Below are 15,148 nucleotides of genomic sequence, written 5' to 3' on the forward strand. Positions count from 1 at the left end.
GCCGCGGCAGCGCATGCTACGCTGCCGCGATGGAGCATAGTCCCGCAGAAACCCGCGAACTACTCAAGGCCGATACGTTTGGGCATATCGAGCGAGTGCAATGCGGTGAGGAAATTTTCGTCCGCCGCGACACGCGCAGTGCGCACTGGCTGCTGCGCGGCCTGGCGCGCTGGGCCGCAGGGCATGAAGCCCGCGGGCTGGAACGCCTGCACGGCCTCGACGGCGTACCGCAGCTGCGCCGCTGGGACGGCCACGTACTGGAGCGCAGCTATATCGCCGGCGAACCCATGCAGGTGGCACAGCCGCGCGAGCCGAACTGGTATCGCGATGCGCACCGCCTGATCAAGCAGCTGCGTGCCCGCGGACTGGCCCACAACGACACCGCCAAAGAGCCGAACTGGCTGGTGCGCAGCGACGGTTCGCCGGCCTTGCTCGACCTGCAGATCTGCTGGATCAGCCGCCGCCGCGGCGCCTGGTTCCGCATGCTGGCGCGGGAAGACCTGCGTCACCTGCTCAAGCACAAGCGCAGCTATTGCCCGCAGGCCGTGACGCCGGTGGAATGGCGCCTGCTCAAGCGCCGCTCCTGGCTGGCGCGTACCTGGAAAGCCACCGGCAAGCGCGTATACAAGTACATTGCGCGGCGCTGGTTCGGCTACTGGGACGACGACGGCGGCGCGCTGTCGTCGCGGCGCCGGCCGCAGTAGCTACGTCAGGCCGCGTCGAAGCCGTTGGCGAAGATGCGGTCGTCCGATTCCACCGCACCGATGTCGCAGGCCGCGCCCAGCGGCCGGGCCACGCCGCGCTGGTCGCTGCTTTCGCAGGGCAGGGCGGCACCGGTTGCGGCGCCGCGGTCCACGGCAGAGCTGTTGGCCGCCGGCATCTGCGTTTCGGTAGGCCCGCCGTTGGGGGCCAGCGGCAGCAGGCGCGGGTTCAGCGGCTGCGCTGCGCTGCCGATCTGGTCGCCGGCCTGGGCCAGCAGCAGGCAGAGCGAAGCGGGATTGCCGATCAGGTTATGCCCCAGCGACAGCAGGTTGGCCGAACTGCCGACGCAATCGGGATTGTTGCTGCCGCCGACGATGAGGCTGAAATCGATATTCGCCGCGAGCAGGCTGTTGGCCAGTTCGACCGGTGCCTGCGCCACGATGGCGCCGTCGCCGCTGTCGTCGGCATCGGCATCGGCCGTATTGCCGGCGGCGGTCACGTTGTTGAGCCGCGCCGGTCCGGCAAACAGGGCAGCGCTGCCGTCGGTCAAACTTTGATTGGCATTGAAGGTGGTATTGCGGATCTGCGCCGTCGTGCTGCCGCTGTAGTACAGCGCACCGCCGCCCTGGCCGCCCGCTGCCGTCGTCGAATTGCCGTGGAAGGTGCTGGCGTCGATGCTCAGCGGACCCTGCGCCGCGATACCGCCGGCAAAGCCCGCGCTGTTGTTGGCGATGGCGCAGGCCTCGATGCGCAGCGGCCAGCCCGGTGCTGTGCGTACCGCGCCGCCGCTGCTGTCGCCACCGTTGCGCACGGTCACGCCGCGCAGCAGCACGCCGGCACTGCCCGCCGCCGGTGCCGCCAGCCCGGCGGCAATATCGAAGACGCGTTCGTTGCGGTCGCCACGGACGATGGTGCTGTCGGCACCGGCGCCGACGATCTCGATACCGTTGCGGCGCACGTCCAGGTCGCCGGATACATTGCCGTCTTCCGGCGTGCCGGTGCGTTCCAGCCGGTACGTGCCCAGGGGCAGGTCGATGCGATCGAACGGCGGCGGCTGGCCGCGGCCGCATTCCCCGGCGGCGCTGCCCGAGGCCAGGTTGCTGTTGGCGGCGCTGATGGCTTCGCGCAGGCTGCATTGGCCGTCGTTGGCCACGCTATCGTCCTGCGTGGTGACGAGCAGGGCTGCCTGGGCTTGGCCACAGGCAGCGGAAAAGAGCAGTACCAGGCAGGCAACGCGGTCGATGGTCATGCGCCGATAGTCCAGCTACGGCGACAGCCAGACAAGCGGGCAGAACGGCTCCGTCTGTCCGTTTGCGGGATACCGGGCAGCCGGCGCTCCCCGGCGCCGGCTGCCCTCGGCCTGTTCAAGGATGGGCTCAAAGCTCGGTCAGCTTGAACGCAATCGGCACCAGGCCGTAGGCGGCGATGGGCTGGCCATTGCGTGTGCCAGGTTCGAAGCGCCATTTCATGACAGCGGCCTTGGCGGCACGGTCCAGTCTCACGAACCCGGAGGATCTCTCGATCTCGATCTCCTGCGGCACGCCGTCGACGCCGACGAGCACGCGCAACATCACGGTGCCTTGTTCCTTGTCCCTGGTTGATTCACGCGGATAGACCACGGGACGGGTTGACGAGTAGCTGAGCGCACTGGGCTTGGTCTCCGCCACGGCCACCTCGACTGGTCCCGGCGCCACGGTGACGTTATCTGCCGGGGTGGACATGGGCGTGATCTGCTCAGTGATTAGCGGGACCACTTTCTCAGGCTGTGGCGGCAGCTTGACCGCTTGCGGGCGGACCTGCGGCTTGGGTTTGTCCTCGATCTTGAGTTCCGGCGGCGGCGGAGGCGGCGGCGGTTCTTCTTTCTTCACCGAAACGGTGAGGACGGGGGTTGCGGCGGGCTTTTCCAGCGGCACGAAGGCCGGTGGCGCCAATATGGCCAGCAGGGCCAGCGCGTGCAGCGCCAGCGTCACGCTGATGGCCGAGCTGCGCTTCCACTGGAAGCGCGGGTCCAAGGTCATGCTTGCCATGGTGTTTCCCCTGAGTCGGCGGGCTGCCGTCGAAGGGCTGCAACGCCGCCATTTCCGCGCCGGGGTTAGCACCTGCGCAGTTTTGCAACAGGGCACATGGCATAAGGTGATAACGGCGCGTCAATTCCGGCTTAACCGGGGGCGGATTAGTCTCGCCACCAGCCTCTACTAACCGATCGGTGCCACTGCCATGTCGATGTCCTTGCGCCAAACTCTGCTGGGTTCGCTGCTGTGGCTGGGTGCCATCGGCGCCCAGGCGGCCGACGTCTCCCTGCTCAACGTCTCCTACGACCCCACGCGGGAACTGTACAAAGACATCAATGCCGCCTTCGCCGAACAGTACAAAAAGGACAAGGGCGACAGCGTCACCGTCAACGCTTCGCACGGCGGCTCGGGCAAGCAGGCGCGTTCCGTCATCGACGGCCTGGAAGCCGATGTGGTCACCCTGGCCCTGGCCTACGACATCGATGCCATCGCCGAGAAAGGCCTGGTCGCCGCCGATTGGCAGAAGCGCCTGCCGCACAACTCCACGCCGTACACCTCGACCATCGTCTTCCTCGTGCGCAAGGGCAACCCCAAGGGCATCAAGGACTGGAACGACCTGATCAAGCCCGGCGTCGAGGTGATCACGCCGAACCCGAAGACCTCCGGCGGCGCGCGCTGGAACTACCTCGCCGCCTGGGGCTATGCCCTGCGCCAGCCCGGCGGCAACGACGCCAAGGCCAAGGAATTCGTCGCCGCGCTGTTCAAGAACGTGCCGGTGCTGGATACCGGCGCGCGCGGCTCCACCACCACCTTCGTGCAGCGTGGCATCGGCGATGTGCTGCTGGCCTGGGAAAACGAAGCGCTGCTCGCGCGGCAGGAACTGGGCAAGGACGAATTCGAGATCGTCGCGCCGTCCATCTCCATCCTGGCCGAACCGCCCATCGCGCTGGTCGACAAAGTCGCCGACAAGCACGGCACCCGTGCAGTGGCCGAGGCCTACCTGAAATTCCTCTACACCCCGGCCGCGCAGGACATCGCCGGCAAGCACTACTACCGCCCCTACGACGAAAAGGCCGCGGCCAAGTACGCCTCCGTGTTTCCCAAAGTGAACACCTTCACCATCGACGCGGAATTCGGCGGCTGGAAGAAAGCCCAGGCCACCCATTTCGCCGACGGCGGCGTGTTCGACCAGCTCAACGTCGGCAAGTAGGACTTCATGGCGCGCCGCGTACTACCCGGATTCGGCCTCAGCCTGGGCTTCGTGCTGACCTGGCTGGGCCTGATCGTCCTGCTGCCGCTGGCGGCACTCGCGCTGAAGGCCTCGGGCATCGGCTTCGGCGGGCTCTGGACCATGGTCACGACGCCGGCGGTGCTGGCCGCGCTGAAGCTGTCCTTCGGCGCGGCCGTCTTGTCGGCGGTGATCAACGCGATCGCTGGTTTGCTGGTGGCCTGGGTGCTGGTGCGCTATTCGTTCCCGGGCCGGCGTTTCTTCGATGCCCTGGTCGACCTGCCGTTCGCCCTGCCCACCGCCGTCGCCGGCATCGCGCTGACGGCGCTGTACGCACCGAAAGGCTGGATCGGCGCCCTGCTGGCGCCGCTGGGCATCAAGGTCGCCTTCACCCCGCTGGGCGTGCTGATTGCGATGGTGTTCGTCGGCTTTCCCTTCGTCGTGCGCACCTTGCAGCCGGTCCTGGAATCGCTCGACCGCGATATCGAGGAAGCCGCCACCAGCCTCGGCGCCAGCCGCTGGCAGACCTTCACCCGCGTGCTGTTCCCGTTGCTGCTGCCGGCGCTGCTGACCGGTTTCGCCCTGGCCCTGGCGCGCGCCGTCGGCGAATACGGCTCGGTCATCTTCATTGCCGGCAATATCCCGATGAAATCCGAAATCCTGCCCCTGGTCATCGTGAAACAATTGGAACAATTCAAATATGCCGATGCCGCCGCGGTCGGCATCGTGATGCTGGCGCTGTCGTTCCTGCTGCTGCTGGCCATCAGCCTGCTGCAGCGCTGGAGCCGGCGCTGGGCGGAGCGCTGAGATGGAAGCCGCCCTGCCGCTGCAGCGTTCCCGTTTCACCGCGCGCCGCCTGGTGCATGCGCTGCTGATCCTTGCCGCGCTGGCCTTCCTGGCCGTCTTCCTGCTGTTGCCGCTGGCTGCCGTGTTCGTCGAAGCCCTGCGCAAGGGCCTGGGCACCTACGTCGCCGCCGTCGTGCACCCGGAAGCGATCGCCGCGATCAAGCTGACCCTGCTCGTCGCCGCCATCGCCGTGCCGCTCAACACCGTGTTCGGCGTGGCCGCGGCCTGGGCCATGACGCGCTTCGACTTCCGCGGCAAGGCCGTGCTCGGCGCCATCATCGACCTGCCGTTCTCCGTGTCGCCCGTGGTCTCGGGCCTGATCTACGTGCTGCTGTTCGGCGCGCAGGGCTGGTTCGGCCCCTGGCTGCAGGAACACGACATCAAGCTGATCTTCGCCGTGCCCGGCCTGGTGCTGGCGACCATCTTCGTCACCCTGCCGTTCGTCGCGCGCGAGCTGATACCGCTGATGCAATCCCAGGGCAGCGACGAAGAAGAAGCCGCGCGCGTACTCGGCGCCAGCGGCTGGCAGATCTTCTTCCGCGTCACCCTGCCGAATATCCGCTGGGCGCTGCTGTACGGCGTACTGCTGTGCAATGCGCGCGCGATGGGCGAGTTCGGCGCGGTTTCCGTGGTGTCCGGCCATATCCGCGGCCTCACCAACACGCTGCCGCTGCATGTGGAAATTCTCTACAACGACTACAACTACGCCGGCGCCTTCGCGGTTGCCTCGCTGCTGGCGTTCCTGGCCCTGGTCACCCTGGGGCTGAAGACCTTCCTGGAATGGCGCTACGGCACCGAACTTGCCGCCCGTGCGGGCCGCGGACACTGACATGACCCTTGCCATCAACCGACTGTCGCGCCGCTTCGCCGACTTCCGTGCCCTCGACGACGTCAGCCTGAGCATCGCGCCCGGCGAATTCATCGCCTTGCTCGGCCCGTCCGGCTCGGGCAAGACCACCTTGCTGCGCATCCTGGCCGGGCTGGACTTCCCCGATGCAGGCGCGCTCGACCAGGACGGCCGCGACCTGCTGCGCGTCAGCGCGCGCGATCGCGGCGTCGGCCTGGTGTTCCAGCACTACGCCCTGTTCCGCCACATGACCGTGTTCGAAAACGTCGCCTTCGGCCTGCGCGTGCGCAAGCGCGCGCGCCGGCCGAGCAAAGCCGAAATCGCCGACCGCGTCGACAAACTGCTCAAGCGCGTGCAGCTCGACGGCATGGCCCAGCGCTATCCCTCGCAACTGTCCGGCGGCCAGCGCCAGCGCGTTGCCCTGGCCCGCGCCCTGGCCATCGAACCCGAACTGCTGCTGCTCGACGAACCCTTCGGCGCGCTCGATGCGCAAGTGCGCGTCGCCCTGCGGCGCTGGCTGCGCCACCTGCACGAAGAAATGGGCCTGACTACGGTATTCGTCACCCACGACCAGGAAGAAGCGCTGGAACTGGCCGACCGCGTTGTCGTGATGAACCGCGGCCGCATCGAACAGGTCGGCACCCCCGACGAGATCTACCAGCAGCCAGCCACGCCCTTCGTGTTCGAATTCATCGGCAAATCCAACAAAGTGCCCGTACGCATCCACGGCGGCCGCCTGCAGGCCGGCGACCAGCGCTTCGAGGCCGACGCGCTGGAAGGCCTGGCCGACGGCAGCGCCGTCGCCTACGTGCGCCCCGAACACCTGGCCCTGAGCACCACGCCACTGGAAAACGGCTGGAAAGCGACATTGCGCCATGTATACCTTTCCGGCAGCGTGGCGCATCTGGAACTGGAAGTGCCCGGCCTGGGCCAGACCCTGGAAGCCGAACTCGGCGGCGAAGAGGCGCAGCGCCGCTCGCTGCAGTCCGGCATGCACGTAACCGTGCAGCCGCGGCACCTGACCGTATTCCCCCTCGACGGCAAAAGCGGCGAGCCCGACCTGGCGCGGCGCCGGGTAGTGCATCCCCGCTACGGCCAGGCAGCGCTGGCGCGCTGGCGCTGAAATCGCATCGCCACCGGGCGGCCGGCCGCCAGCCACTCGCCGTTCGCAACGGCCTGATTTCGATCCTGCGTTGACGGGTTTTTAGTCACCGCAGGATCGGCGAGACCCTACGCAGAGTCGCCGGCACCCAGCACAGCGTCGGCGAGACCCAACACAGGGACGTCAGGGCCCTAAGCAGGGACGCCAGGACCCTATGCAGGGACGCCAGGACCCTACGCAGGGACGCCGGGACCCAACGCATGGTCGGCGAGTCCCTATGCAGGGTCGCCGGGACCCAACGCAGGGTCGGCGAGTCCCTATGCAGGGACGCCAGGACCCAACGCAGGGTCGGCGAGTCCCTACGCAGGGTCGCCGGGACCCAACGCAGGGTCGGTGGGTTCCTACGCAGGGTCCGCGAGACCCAACGACGAGTACCGCGCTGCCCCGGGTCCCCCCAAGGAGCAGAGCCGCGCCTACGCTGCCCTATGTGAAGTTGCCCAGCGCGATAGGCAGACACGCCAAGCTGCGCCTGACAGGGGACGCGGCATTCCTGCGTAGTACGGAAGTCCACAACCGCACTTGGCTAAACCGGTCCGCCAAGGCAGGTGTGGTCGATGCCGCGCGCCCGTCACGCGGGGGGCAGCGTGCATTCGGGCGTGCAGATCCGCGGTGTCTGCATTGCAGCCCATGCACTGCCCAGAAATCTCAATCAGGCAAAAAGCGCGATGCGAGCCAACGGCTACGACTTCTCGCAACCGCCAAACCGCATGGCATTCGCCGGCGCCTTTGGCGGCTCGGAAAGCGCGTGATCAGGCACCTCAGTATCCCAACGCATGAATCGCGCGATATCGATCCTTTCCCGCTGCATTGTGGATAATGCTGCTAAAAGCTGACCTATAGTTCTTGCCGAATCTTTGACGAAAGGCTGCTGAAGCAAATCCGCCAACGATACTGGCTGCACAGCCGCGATATGCAGGGCCACATCCTTCGCAAGCTGTGTGAATGGCAAAGCTTTCGCCGAAAACTCGGTTTCCAGGCGAAATTCGACCAGCACGCCAATCCGGCCATTGTGACCATAAGTTTCGATGTGGCGAACATATTGGCCCATGTGCTTTAACAACAGTGGCGCCGCTACCTGCAGCTTCCGACGAAGCTTTTCAGGCCTTGCAGGCGTCGTCAACAAGTCCCCCGAGGCCATCGCCCGCGGCGGCCCGCCGATGGCCTGAGAGGATGCCGTGCGACATGACCGCTTGAACGCAGGAAATGACGTGTGCCCGGCCAGCGAACGGGGCGCACCTGGCCAACCCGTTGAGTTGGCGTGTCGTTTGCCGGGCCGGACTGTCCGGGGCGTCGCTGGCCATTCGTACCGAAGCACGATCAATGGGGAAAACCATGGCAAATATTCCGAAGCGCGTTGCCGAGCGGCTGGTCGCCACGATCAAACGCTACCAGCCTATTCTCGGCGACGCCCGCAAGCGGGATGTCGGCGAAGCCGATATCGTCACCATCGTGAAAGACATGCTGGCCGACGTATTCGGCTACGACAAATACACCGAAGTCACATCGGAATATGCAATTCGCGGCACCTATTGCGACTTGGCCACTTGTATCGACGGCGTGCTGCAAGCACTCATCGAAGTCAAGGCGATTGGCCTGGACCTGAAAGACGCGCACTCCAAACAGGCCGTCGACACACATGTCAGCATTTACCAAACTTGCGCGTATTGATGTGATATCCATCTGTGGATGGTTACTATGTTGGTGGGTTCATGCCCTTCAAAGGAAAAGAATGCGTCGCTTAATATTGATCTGCTTGGTACTAGCAGTACTGGCCACGAGCACCTACTTTCTCGTCAGCTCGCGCAAGGACAACATCAGGGGCGTCGAGCAGGGGACTCTTTCTTCAATGGCACCGCCTTCTGCGTCGGCACAAGGGGGCCGCCTGGGGGCTTCGCCACATCACTTGCCGAATACACCGGCGATTGTCGACGAAAAGCTACCACCGAACGCGTACCGGCCGCCGGTATTCCAAGCTATTCCGGAGGGACTGAATGGCCGCCAGTTGCGCGAGATACACGATAGTCTCGTCAAGGCCGCAGAAAGCGGTGATGCCGCAGTTGCCTACAAGCTTGCCGCACTCATGAACGAGTGCACAACCGGCCTTCGCCAAGCCGAGGAGATTAAACAGAAGAATGTCACCACCATTCTTCCAGCGGATCCCGTCGCCAACATCTGGCTCAAAGAAAAATTTTCGGTGATCAGTGTTCAATGCCCGCAGTTGACGAAAGGCGAACTTGATGCAGCCGGCCACTGGATGCTGCTTGCCGCCAAGGGCGGAGACAGACAAGCTTTGCTTAGTCTTACCGCTTTCCCGCCCGAAACTCAGGATCCGGACTACGAGGCCAAAAAAATCGCCTGGCAAGAAACGCTAACGACGGGCCTAGATGCCCTGGCTCAAGCAAGGGACACCGAAGCCGCAATTGAACTTGCTCGTTACTTCTTCAAACAACGAGGCCTCGCCAATCTCAAAGTTGCATACAAATACTTTGACATTGCTAGCAAGGGGAACGGCTCGGCCAGCAAGATCGAGTTTGCGGTCAAGATGCGTGATCAAACGGCCGCCGAAATTGCGCGCGAGGAACGCGGTGGCTGACTTTGTGCGACTGACCTCGGCATCGACCGGTCGTCGCCGAATCGCCGTAGGGAACATCCGAAAACTGTTCGATGATCGGCGCGCGAAAGATATCGAAAGCGTGGCAGAGAAGTCGATAGTCAAAGTCCATCCCATTTTTCACGCGCCCTTTCACTACTACCTAGCGCCGTTTGCACTTTCGTCAAAGCTTTGGCAAACCCGTATCGATACACCGGCGACTCTGACAACGCCGGATTCGCCTGCACCGAATGTCACTCCTGTATTTGGACTGGCTTGTGCGTTGAATCGTGCATATCGCCCTATCAGAACAAGCAATTGGCTTTTCGGCAAGGCGATCAATCGAATACATGCCGCCATGATCGAGGCGACTGGCGGGCCCGAAGTTAGCAAAGCGCGACGGCAAGGCGAGTTGATGTTTTCCGTCGGAGCTGCACAGGTGCTATCACCCGCCGCAAGCGATGTGCCCGTGTTGCTGCGCGAACTAACGGCAGCGTTACGGCACGGACAGTCGACGCTACCGCTGACTCACCGGCTATATGCCGCATTTGAAATTTCGCTTATCCATCCGTTCGTTGACGGCAACGGGCGGCTAATGCGCGCTGTGGCTGCATCTCACGATAGGACGGCCTGTCGTACTGGCGCGCTGTGTCGCGCAATAGCCGTTTTTTTGCAAGGGCGGCAAAAGTTATGGAATTTCACTCTGCCCTTAGCGCTGCGGGGCGATGCAGTTGCGTTGTGGGATCACTTCGCTCGCTGTGTTTATGCGTCATCGCGCCTGCTCCATTCTGTCGATGACGCCGCACAGCGCTACCAGCTGCGATGGGGGGTTGGGCGCAGCGACATACGCAGTTCAGCAGATGCATTGCTGATTGCTAGCGCCGTACTAAGTGATCGGCAGTTTTCCAGGTTGAGGCAAGGCAGTTCCTCTCACATTCGCCGGACGGCCGAGCAGCTTTTCCAGCCAGTCCTTCTCAACGACAAAAAGTTCAAATGGATTAATTCAGGGGCGCAACAATTCGTAGGCGAAACTGCGGGTTTTCTAATAGCGCAATTCTAGGGAGAGAGTGTAGATGTTTGTATTGAAGCGATCGATTGCCGGGCTTTTGGCTGGTGCAGCGACACTCGTTGCGTTCACCGCGCAAGCCAGTCCGCACGAGATGGGATGGATTGTTGTCCAGGCCAACGTGTGGGACCGTGAACCTATTTATCTCGGCACATCAAACCGCTATGAAGAATGGAACAATGATGTAACGCCGGACGAAGGTTGGTCCAACAATCCGTATGCAAATGACGTGTGTGACGTACTCGCGGCGCAAGGCAGGCCACAAGACTGTAATCGTGCAGTTGCTAGTGGACTCTTGAGCCCGCCCGAAATGCCTCCCCTGCCTTCATTTATTGCCTACAACTTTCAACTAGCGCCGTCGACGTCGGCCACATATCTTCTCGGGCCGATTTATAGCTCAAATAATTTTACACTCGTAAACTGCTACCAGAACCCGAGCACGGATCCAGACACTTGCGAATCACAGTACGTAGACAGTTTCCGTGCGGCATGTAACAACGTCCCGACTCGCGATCCTCTGACCTGGGAGTCACTGTACAACCCGCGCGAAGCCTGTTTCGCTGCTGTAGAACTTACTGAATCGAGGGTCTCCAATGCAGGTTTCGACCGGACTCTTGCGGACTGGTTTGGTATCAAATTGGGTTACCAACTTGGACCATTCGCAGTTGAGCTCAATCGAAACCTTCTAACGGATATGCTGACAGTGAATTCGTACAATCGCGCGTTGATCTACTCACGTCAGTACCAGGCATGCTCTAGCTGGTATCGTGTGTTTGACGCACGTAACTGCGGTGCTCAATACAGCAGCTTCTAGACGGTAGCATCGCCGGCAGCGGCGTAAGTGGCTGCTGGCGATTGACGTGAGGGACGGCGACTATCCAACTGCCGGCGACAATCGAGGCGTGTCAAAATTTCACTGATCTAGCGCCAGCCGCTCGCTTCCATGGCGGCAAATTATCATGCTCGCAGCGATATCCTCTTTTCGACACCCCCAAGACCCGCAATGCGTTTTGGCTTTCGGGTCTTCTTCTTGCGGCCACTGCGCTGCCCTGCTGGGCTTTGACGGCTTCGCTTTCGCAGCTTGTCAGCAAGAATGTGCAAGGGGGCGCGGCCGGTGGACCTTGCTTTCGGCCACTCTTCTCCTCGAATGGCCGATTTCTGGCCTTTGCCTGTTGGTCGGGCGACATCGTTGTTGGCGATGACAATGATCGCTATGACACGTTTTTGCTGGACCGCAGTACCCAGCAAATCCGTCGTGTGAGCCTGAACGCGAACAATCAGGAACAGCGCAATCACAGTGCCGAGGGGTATCCCTCGGCCGATGGCCGTTTCGTGGTGTTCGCTGGCGAAGGCGTTTTTCATCCGGACGTCGGGGTTTTGCCGCCACAGCCGGCCGATCATGAGCAGGAGAACGTGTTCCTGCGTACCTTCGATCCGCCGCAGACGGAGCTGCTGGGGCGCGCGGCCAACGGTCAGGGAAATCCCGGAACGAGGGGTGCCAATATGCAGGATGCGCTGCCCGAGCGGCACGAAGTGCTTTTTTCCAGCGATGGCGATTATCTGGGCGATGCGAGTGGAGGGGGCTCACGGTCACTGTTCTTGCGAAACTGGCAGAGCGGCGCCGTTGAAAGGATTACTGCACGTCCCGACGGCGGGATCAGCCAGTTCTCTGCCGGTGGCCAGCTGTCCCCGGACGGTCGTTTCGTCGTGATGAGCAGCATTGCCGCCGACCTGACGAGCGATAATCCGCAGGGATATCGGCAGCTGTTCCTGCGTGATCGCCTGCTGCAGAACACTCGCCGGCTGACCTTTCCGTGGAGCGGGGGGGAGTTCAGCGCTGCCGCCGGCTTGGGTACGTTTTTCGATAGTTTGAAACTGTCCCAGAATGCCCAGCGGTTGATGTTTGTCGCTGGCTTCAACGACGAATTCACCGCGGACGACAACCCCGGTTTCAGCGACGTCTATGTGCAGGACGTCGCATCGGGAAAGGTCGAACTCGTCAGCCGCCGGCAGGACTGAACCCCGACCGATGGTTCGGTGTTCTTCGCGGCGATGAGCAGCAATGGGCGAATTGTTGCTTATTACACTGTGGCAACGCGTATGCTGGCGACGCCCAGCGTTGATCCGGCGATCTACGTCAAGGACATGGTGACCGGCGACGTTATCAACGTGACGGCCAGCCTGGGGCGGATGGCACCATTCCAGGCGCCCATGATGGACCTGTCGGCGGATGGCAGCGTGCTGGCGTTTACCTGGTACACGTCCGACCCGTCGGATCCCGCCGTGTTCAATCGGGCGTTGGTCTACACGGTAGAACTGCGCGGTATCCAGCCGACGGCGCCGACGCCCGTTCCCGGGCTTTCACGCGTTGCGGTGGCGTTGCTGGCTGCCGGTGTTGCACTGGGCGCCTGGATGGGATTCAGGCGCGACCGGCGAAAGCGCGCCCAGGCTCGAATGGCGCTGGCTTAGCGCCCCCCCTGACCCGGAAAGCGAGGCCGGTTCGCCCTGCCGCTGCGGCGCGCAGATTTTCGGTGTCGGGAACGAACAACGCCAAAACCGTATCGGGTAGTCGCTGCTTCATAAGCTTTCCCAAGAAACCTTATAAAGCTCGCCACGCTTTATAAGGTTTCGTCCCCTTCGGTGGCGGACGCGGCTGCCGTGCCCGATTGCGCCGAAGCCTTGCCAGGCTTCCGCGGCTTTCAGCGGCGTCTCAAGAAAGCGTCTCGATTGCGACAGCCTTGCCGCGATTTCGTCAGCCAGCGGTGGCTGCACCCGGCGCGGAACGGTCATTGCCCCGGCCATCGGCGCAGGGTGCGCAGCGCCGGACCCATCGCTTACGATCCCGGCGCCACCCAAAGGAATGACCATGAAGATCGCCCGCCTGCTCCCCCTGCTGGCCCTGTTTTCCTGTCCGCTGCTGGCTGCCGAACCGTCAGGTGCGGAGCAGCTCGGCAAGCTGCTGGCCAATCGCGACAAGGACGCCTGTACCTCGCTGACTACCGAAGCGGAACTCTGGCGCGATGCCACGGCGGCCGATTACGGCAGCAGTGGCTGGGCGGCCTGGCGCAAGTACACCCAGGGCGACACGCCCTGGCGGGCCACGGGTGATTTCGATGGCGACGGCTTGCAGGATGTCGCCAAGGTCATCGTCGACAAGGCCGGCAAGCGCTGGATGATGGGGGTGATGTTCGGCCACGCGGACGGTGCGCCCTGTCATCGCTACCAGATTTCCGGCAGAGACCTGGCCACGCTGCCCATCGCCGGCGTGCTCACCTTGCCCAAGGGCAAGAACAGCCTCACCTGCCACCATATGGGCGAACAGGGGCCGGTCACCTGCACGGTGGAGAACGCAGCGTTTGCCGCGCGTACCACCGACGCCCTGCTGACGTTCGACGACGTGCCGAGCTATTCCTCCGCCTATTTGTGGCAGCCGGGGGCCGAGGGCCGAAATCGCGGGAAGTTCGAACAGGCCGATGTGGCCTTGGCGGCCGACTATGCCGGCATGGCGGCGCATAGCCAGGCCGATGCGCAGAACAGCAAGGCGGGTGACGGCGTCAGCGCCGCCGAGCGCAAGGCGCTGGTGCAGGAGTTCGAGCAGGCCTGGTCGCGTCTGCAGGGTACGAAGAACTACCGTTCCATCCAGACTGCGCAGGTGTCGAGCGGGCAGGCGGGCGACGCGGTGACCCGCACGATCACGGAATACGCCGACGCCACGCACACCCGCACCACGCTGGAGAGCGGTGCTGCCTCGGTGGTTTTTCTGCGCAGTGGGGCGAAGGTCTGGACCCGTGCGGACGGCACGCACTGGACTGCCCTGCCCGACGAGGGCGCGCCGATGCCGATGGTCTCGCCCATCGGCGATGCCACCATCACTGCTGTACGCCATGAAACGCGCGACGGCCGTGCGGTGAAAGTGCTGCAGCTGTCGGGCCAGAGCGAGACGACCCTGGTGCTGGATGTGGCGCGCAAGCTGCCGCTGCAGCGTATCGACAGCCTGAAGATCGGGCCCGCCACCAGCGTCACGCGTACCGACTACGACTATGACGTCAAGGTCGAGATCGTGCCGCCGGCGGTGCCGTGAACGCAGCGGGCCGGTTCATTTTTTGTCACGCCGGATCGCGCGTATGCCGCACGATCGCGTCGGGCAGCTGTACCCAGGCATGGCGGCGAATCTCGTAGACGGAATGCTGCGGCGGCGGAAACGCCGCATCGCCGAAGGCGCCGACCGCGACGGAGACGCGGCCGCCCACGCCTTCTTCGGTATGAAATACGGTCGATCCGCACCGCGGGCAGAAACGGAAGCGGAACTGCGCGCCTTGCTCGCCGGTGCGCAGGTATTCGGTTGCATGGCCGCTGACCGCGAACGGCGCGGCAAACGCTGCCAGCGCGGCGAACACGCTGCCGGTGCGGCGCTGGCAGGCCAGGCAATGGCATACGCCGGTGCCCAGCGGTTCGCCGTGTACGGTGATGGACAGCTGGCCGCAGCAGCAGTGGGCGGTTCGGGTAGGCATGCCAGCCTCGCGAGAATTCTGTGCAGTGTAGCGGCGCGCGCCGTGCACGCGTGATCGCCGGTCTGGCGATGGCGTACCCGATTCGTGCCCTCTGCCCGCTGCGCCAGCCGACGTGCCGTTGGCGCGAATAGCGGACTCGTGTGGCACCGGTCACAGTACGCGCAACGTGCTGTTCGTTCGGTCT

17 protein-coding genes are annotated in these 15,148 nt (G+C 63.6%); 12 read left to right on the forward strand and 5 right to left on the reverse strand.

Annotated elements, in window-relative coordinates; all coding sequences use genetic code 11:
* Positions 1 to 29: 29 nt before the first annotated feature.
* Entirely contained in the window at positions 30 to 704 is a 675-nt protein-coding gene (locus DFR29_RS23605; protein ID WP_133821104.1) for a protein kinase family protein, read from the forward strand.
* A gap of 5 nt (positions 705 to 709) precedes the next feature.
* Here the strand turns inward: DFR29_RS23605 and DFR29_RS23610 are convergent, their stop codons facing one another.
* Complete coding sequence (locus DFR29_RS23610; RefSeq protein WP_133821105.1) at positions 710 to 1,951, reverse strand: CSLREA domain-containing protein; 1,242 nt, start codon at positions 1,949 to 1,951, stop codon at positions 710 to 712.
* Positions 1,952 to 2,078: 127 nt separating this feature from the next.
* Positions 2,079 to 2,729, reverse strand: coding sequence for an energy transducer TonB (locus tag DFR29_RS23615; protein WP_133821106.1), 651 nt, complete (start codon positions 2,727 to 2,729; stop codon positions 2,079 to 2,081).
* 190 nt (positions 2,730 to 2,919) lie between these two features.
* Here DFR29_RS23615 and DFR29_RS23620 point away from each other — a divergent pair, with 190 nt between their 5' ends.
* The 4 genes from DFR29_RS23620 to DFR29_RS23635 are packed head-to-tail and all read left to right on the forward strand — an operon-like array spanning position 2,920 to position 6,758.
* The gene (locus tag DFR29_RS23620; RefSeq protein ID WP_133821107.1) at positions 2,920 to 3,924 is read left to right on the forward strand and encodes a sulfate ABC transporter substrate-binding protein; all 1,005 of its coding nucleotides are present in this window, start codon (positions 2,920 to 2,922) and stop codon (positions 3,922 to 3,924) included.
* A gap of 6 nt (positions 3,925 to 3,930) precedes the next feature.
* Complete coding sequence (cysT, locus tag DFR29_RS23625) at positions 3,931 to 4,749, forward strand: sulfate ABC transporter permease subunit CysT (RefSeq protein WP_133821108.1); 819 nt, start codon at positions 3,931 to 3,933, stop codon at positions 4,747 to 4,749.
* 1 nt (position 4,750) lies between these two features.
* On the forward strand, positions 4,751 to 5,617 hold the full coding sequence (gene cysW / locus DFR29_RS23630; RefSeq protein WP_133821109.1) for a sulfate ABC transporter permease subunit CysW: 867 nt from the start codon (positions 4,751 to 4,753) through the stop codon (positions 5,615 to 5,617).
* A gap of 1 nt (position 5,618) precedes the next feature.
* Positions 5,619 to 6,758: a sulfate/molybdate ABC transporter ATP-binding protein gene (locus DFR29_RS23635; RefSeq protein ID WP_133821110.1), complete on the forward strand. Its 1,140-nt coding sequence runs from the start codon at positions 5,619 to 5,621 to the stop codon at positions 6,756 to 6,758.
* A gap of 718 nt (positions 6,759 to 7,476) precedes the next feature.
* On the opposite strand, the gene DFR29_RS23640 is transcribed toward DFR29_RS23635, so the two are convergent.
* The gene (locus tag DFR29_RS23640) at positions 7,477 to 7,917 is read right to left on the reverse strand and encodes a hypothetical protein (protein ID WP_166654292.1); all 441 of its coding nucleotides are present in this window, start codon (positions 7,915 to 7,917) and stop codon (positions 7,477 to 7,479) included.
* A gap of 212 nt (positions 7,918 to 8,129) precedes the next feature.
* Here DFR29_RS23640 and DFR29_RS23645 point away from each other — a divergent pair, with 212 nt between their 5' ends.
* The 6 genes from DFR29_RS23645 to DFR29_RS23665 all read left to right on the forward strand — a co-directional run bounded on the left by DFR29_RS23645 (position 8,130) and on the right by DFR29_RS23665 (position 12,922).
* Positions 8,130 to 8,465 (forward strand): hypothetical protein, encoded by a 336-nt coding sequence (locus tag DFR29_RS23645; RefSeq protein WP_133821112.1) that lies wholly within the window; start codon positions 8,130 to 8,132, stop codon positions 8,463 to 8,465.
* 61 nt (positions 8,466 to 8,526) lie between these two features.
* Complete coding sequence (locus DFR29_RS29380; RefSeq protein ID WP_166654293.1) at positions 8,527 to 9,390, forward strand: hypothetical protein; 864 nt, start codon at positions 8,527 to 8,529, stop codon at positions 9,388 to 9,390.
* Positions 9,383 to 10,447, forward strand: coding sequence for a Fic family protein (locus DFR29_RS23650; protein ID WP_166654294.1), 1,065 nt, complete (start codon positions 9,383 to 9,385; stop codon positions 10,445 to 10,447). The genes DFR29_RS29380 and DFR29_RS23650 overlap by 8 nt, the downstream gene beginning before the upstream one ends.
* 13 nt (positions 10,448 to 10,460) lie before the next feature.
* Positions 10,461 to 11,267 carry a hypothetical protein gene (locus tag DFR29_RS23655; protein ID WP_133821114.1) on the forward strand — a complete coding sequence of 269 codons (807 nt, stop codon included), beginning with the start codon at positions 10,461 to 10,463 and terminating at the stop codon, positions 11,265 to 11,267.
* A gap of 245 nt (positions 11,268 to 11,512) precedes the next feature.
* The gene (locus DFR29_RS23660) at positions 11,513 to 12,472 is read left to right on the forward strand and encodes a TolB-like translocation protein (RefSeq protein WP_133821115.1); all 960 of its coding nucleotides are present in this window, start codon (positions 11,513 to 11,515) and stop codon (positions 12,470 to 12,472) included.
* 18 nt (positions 12,473 to 12,490) lie between these two features.
* Positions 12,491 to 12,922 carry an IPTL-CTERM sorting domain-containing protein gene (locus DFR29_RS23665; protein WP_133821116.1) on the forward strand — a complete coding sequence of 144 codons (432 nt, stop codon included), beginning with the start codon at positions 12,491 to 12,493 and terminating at the stop codon, positions 12,920 to 12,922.
* Between the two features lie 108 nt (positions 12,923 to 13,030).
* Here DFR29_RS23665 and DFR29_RS23670 read toward each other — a convergent pair whose 3' ends face one another.
* Entirely contained in the window at positions 13,031 to 13,321 is a 291-nt protein-coding gene (locus DFR29_RS23670) for a hypothetical protein (RefSeq protein WP_133821117.1), read from the reverse strand.
* Between DFR29_RS23670 and DFR29_RS23675 the strand changes: the two genes are divergently transcribed.
* Positions 13,320 to 14,534 carry a hypothetical protein gene (locus tag DFR29_RS23675; RefSeq protein ID WP_133821118.1) on the forward strand — a complete coding sequence of 405 codons (1,215 nt, stop codon included), beginning with the start codon at positions 13,320 to 13,322 and terminating at the stop codon, positions 14,532 to 14,534. The genes DFR29_RS23670 and DFR29_RS23675 overlap by 2 nt on opposite strands.
* A 25-nt stretch (positions 14,535 to 14,559) precedes the next feature.
* Here the strand turns inward: DFR29_RS23675 and DFR29_RS23680 are convergent, their stop codons facing one another.
* Positions 14,560 to 14,964: a GFA family protein gene (locus DFR29_RS23680; RefSeq protein ID WP_133821119.1), complete on the reverse strand. Its 405-nt coding sequence runs from the start codon at positions 14,962 to 14,964 to the stop codon at positions 14,560 to 14,562.
* Positions 14,965 to 15,148: the final 184 nt, after the last annotated feature.

This window comes from Tahibacter aquaticus (genome assembly GCF_004363655.1).
GTDB lineage: Bacteria > Pseudomonadota > Gammaproteobacteria > Xanthomonadales > Rhodanobacteraceae > Tahibacter > Tahibacter aquaticus.

Excerpts from the sequence above, each read along its gene's own strand:
- DFR29_RS23670 (WP_133821117.1), bottom strand. The coding sequence starts at position 13,321 with ATGGTCATTCCTTTGGGTGGCGCCGGGATCGTAAGCGATGGGTCCGGC.
- DFR29_RS23680 (WP_133821119.1), bottom strand. The coding sequence starts at position 14,964 with ATGCCTACCCGAACCGCCCACTGCTGCTGCGGCCAGCTGTCCATCACC.
- DFR29_RS23655 (WP_133821114.1), top strand. The coding sequence starts at position 10,461 with ATGTTTGTATTGAAGCGATCGATTGCCGGGCTTTTGGCTGGTGCAGCG.
- DFR29_RS23645 (WP_133821112.1), top strand. The coding sequence starts at position 8,130 with ATGGCAAATATTCCGAAGCGCGTTGCCGAGCGGCTGGTCGCCACGATC.
- DFR29_RS23675 (WP_133821118.1), top strand. The coding sequence starts at position 13,320 with ATGAAGATCGCCCGCCTGCTCCCCCTGCTGGCCCTGTTTTCCTGTCCG.
- DFR29_RS23615 (WP_133821106.1), bottom strand. The coding sequence starts at position 2,729 with ATGGCAAGCATGACCTTGGACCCGCGCTTCCAGTGGAAGCGCAGCTCG.
- DFR29_RS29380 (WP_166654293.1), top strand. The coding sequence starts at position 8,527 with ATGCGTCGCTTAATATTGATCTGCTTGGTACTAGCAGTACTGGCCACG.
- DFR29_RS23635 (WP_133821110.1), top strand. The coding sequence starts at position 5,619 with ATGACCCTTGCCATCAACCGACTGTCGCGCCGCTTCGCCGACTTCCGT.
- DFR29_RS23610 (WP_133821105.1), bottom strand. The coding sequence starts at position 1,951 with ATGACCATCGACCGCGTTGCCTGCCTGGTACTGCTCTTTTCCGCTGCC.
- DFR29_RS23605 (WP_133821104.1), top strand. The coding sequence starts at position 30 with ATGGAGCATAGTCCCGCAGAAACCCGCGAACTACTCAAGGCCGATACG.
- cysT (WP_133821108.1), top strand. The coding sequence starts at position 3,931 with ATGGCGCGCCGCGTACTACCCGGATTCGGCCTCAGCCTGGGCTTCGTG.
- DFR29_RS23620 (WP_133821107.1), top strand. The coding sequence starts at position 2,920 with ATGTCGATGTCCTTGCGCCAAACTCTGCTGGGTTCGCTGCTGTGGCTG.
- cysW (WP_133821109.1), top strand. The coding sequence starts at position 4,751 with ATGGAAGCCGCCCTGCCGCTGCAGCGTTCCCGTTTCACCGCGCGCCGC.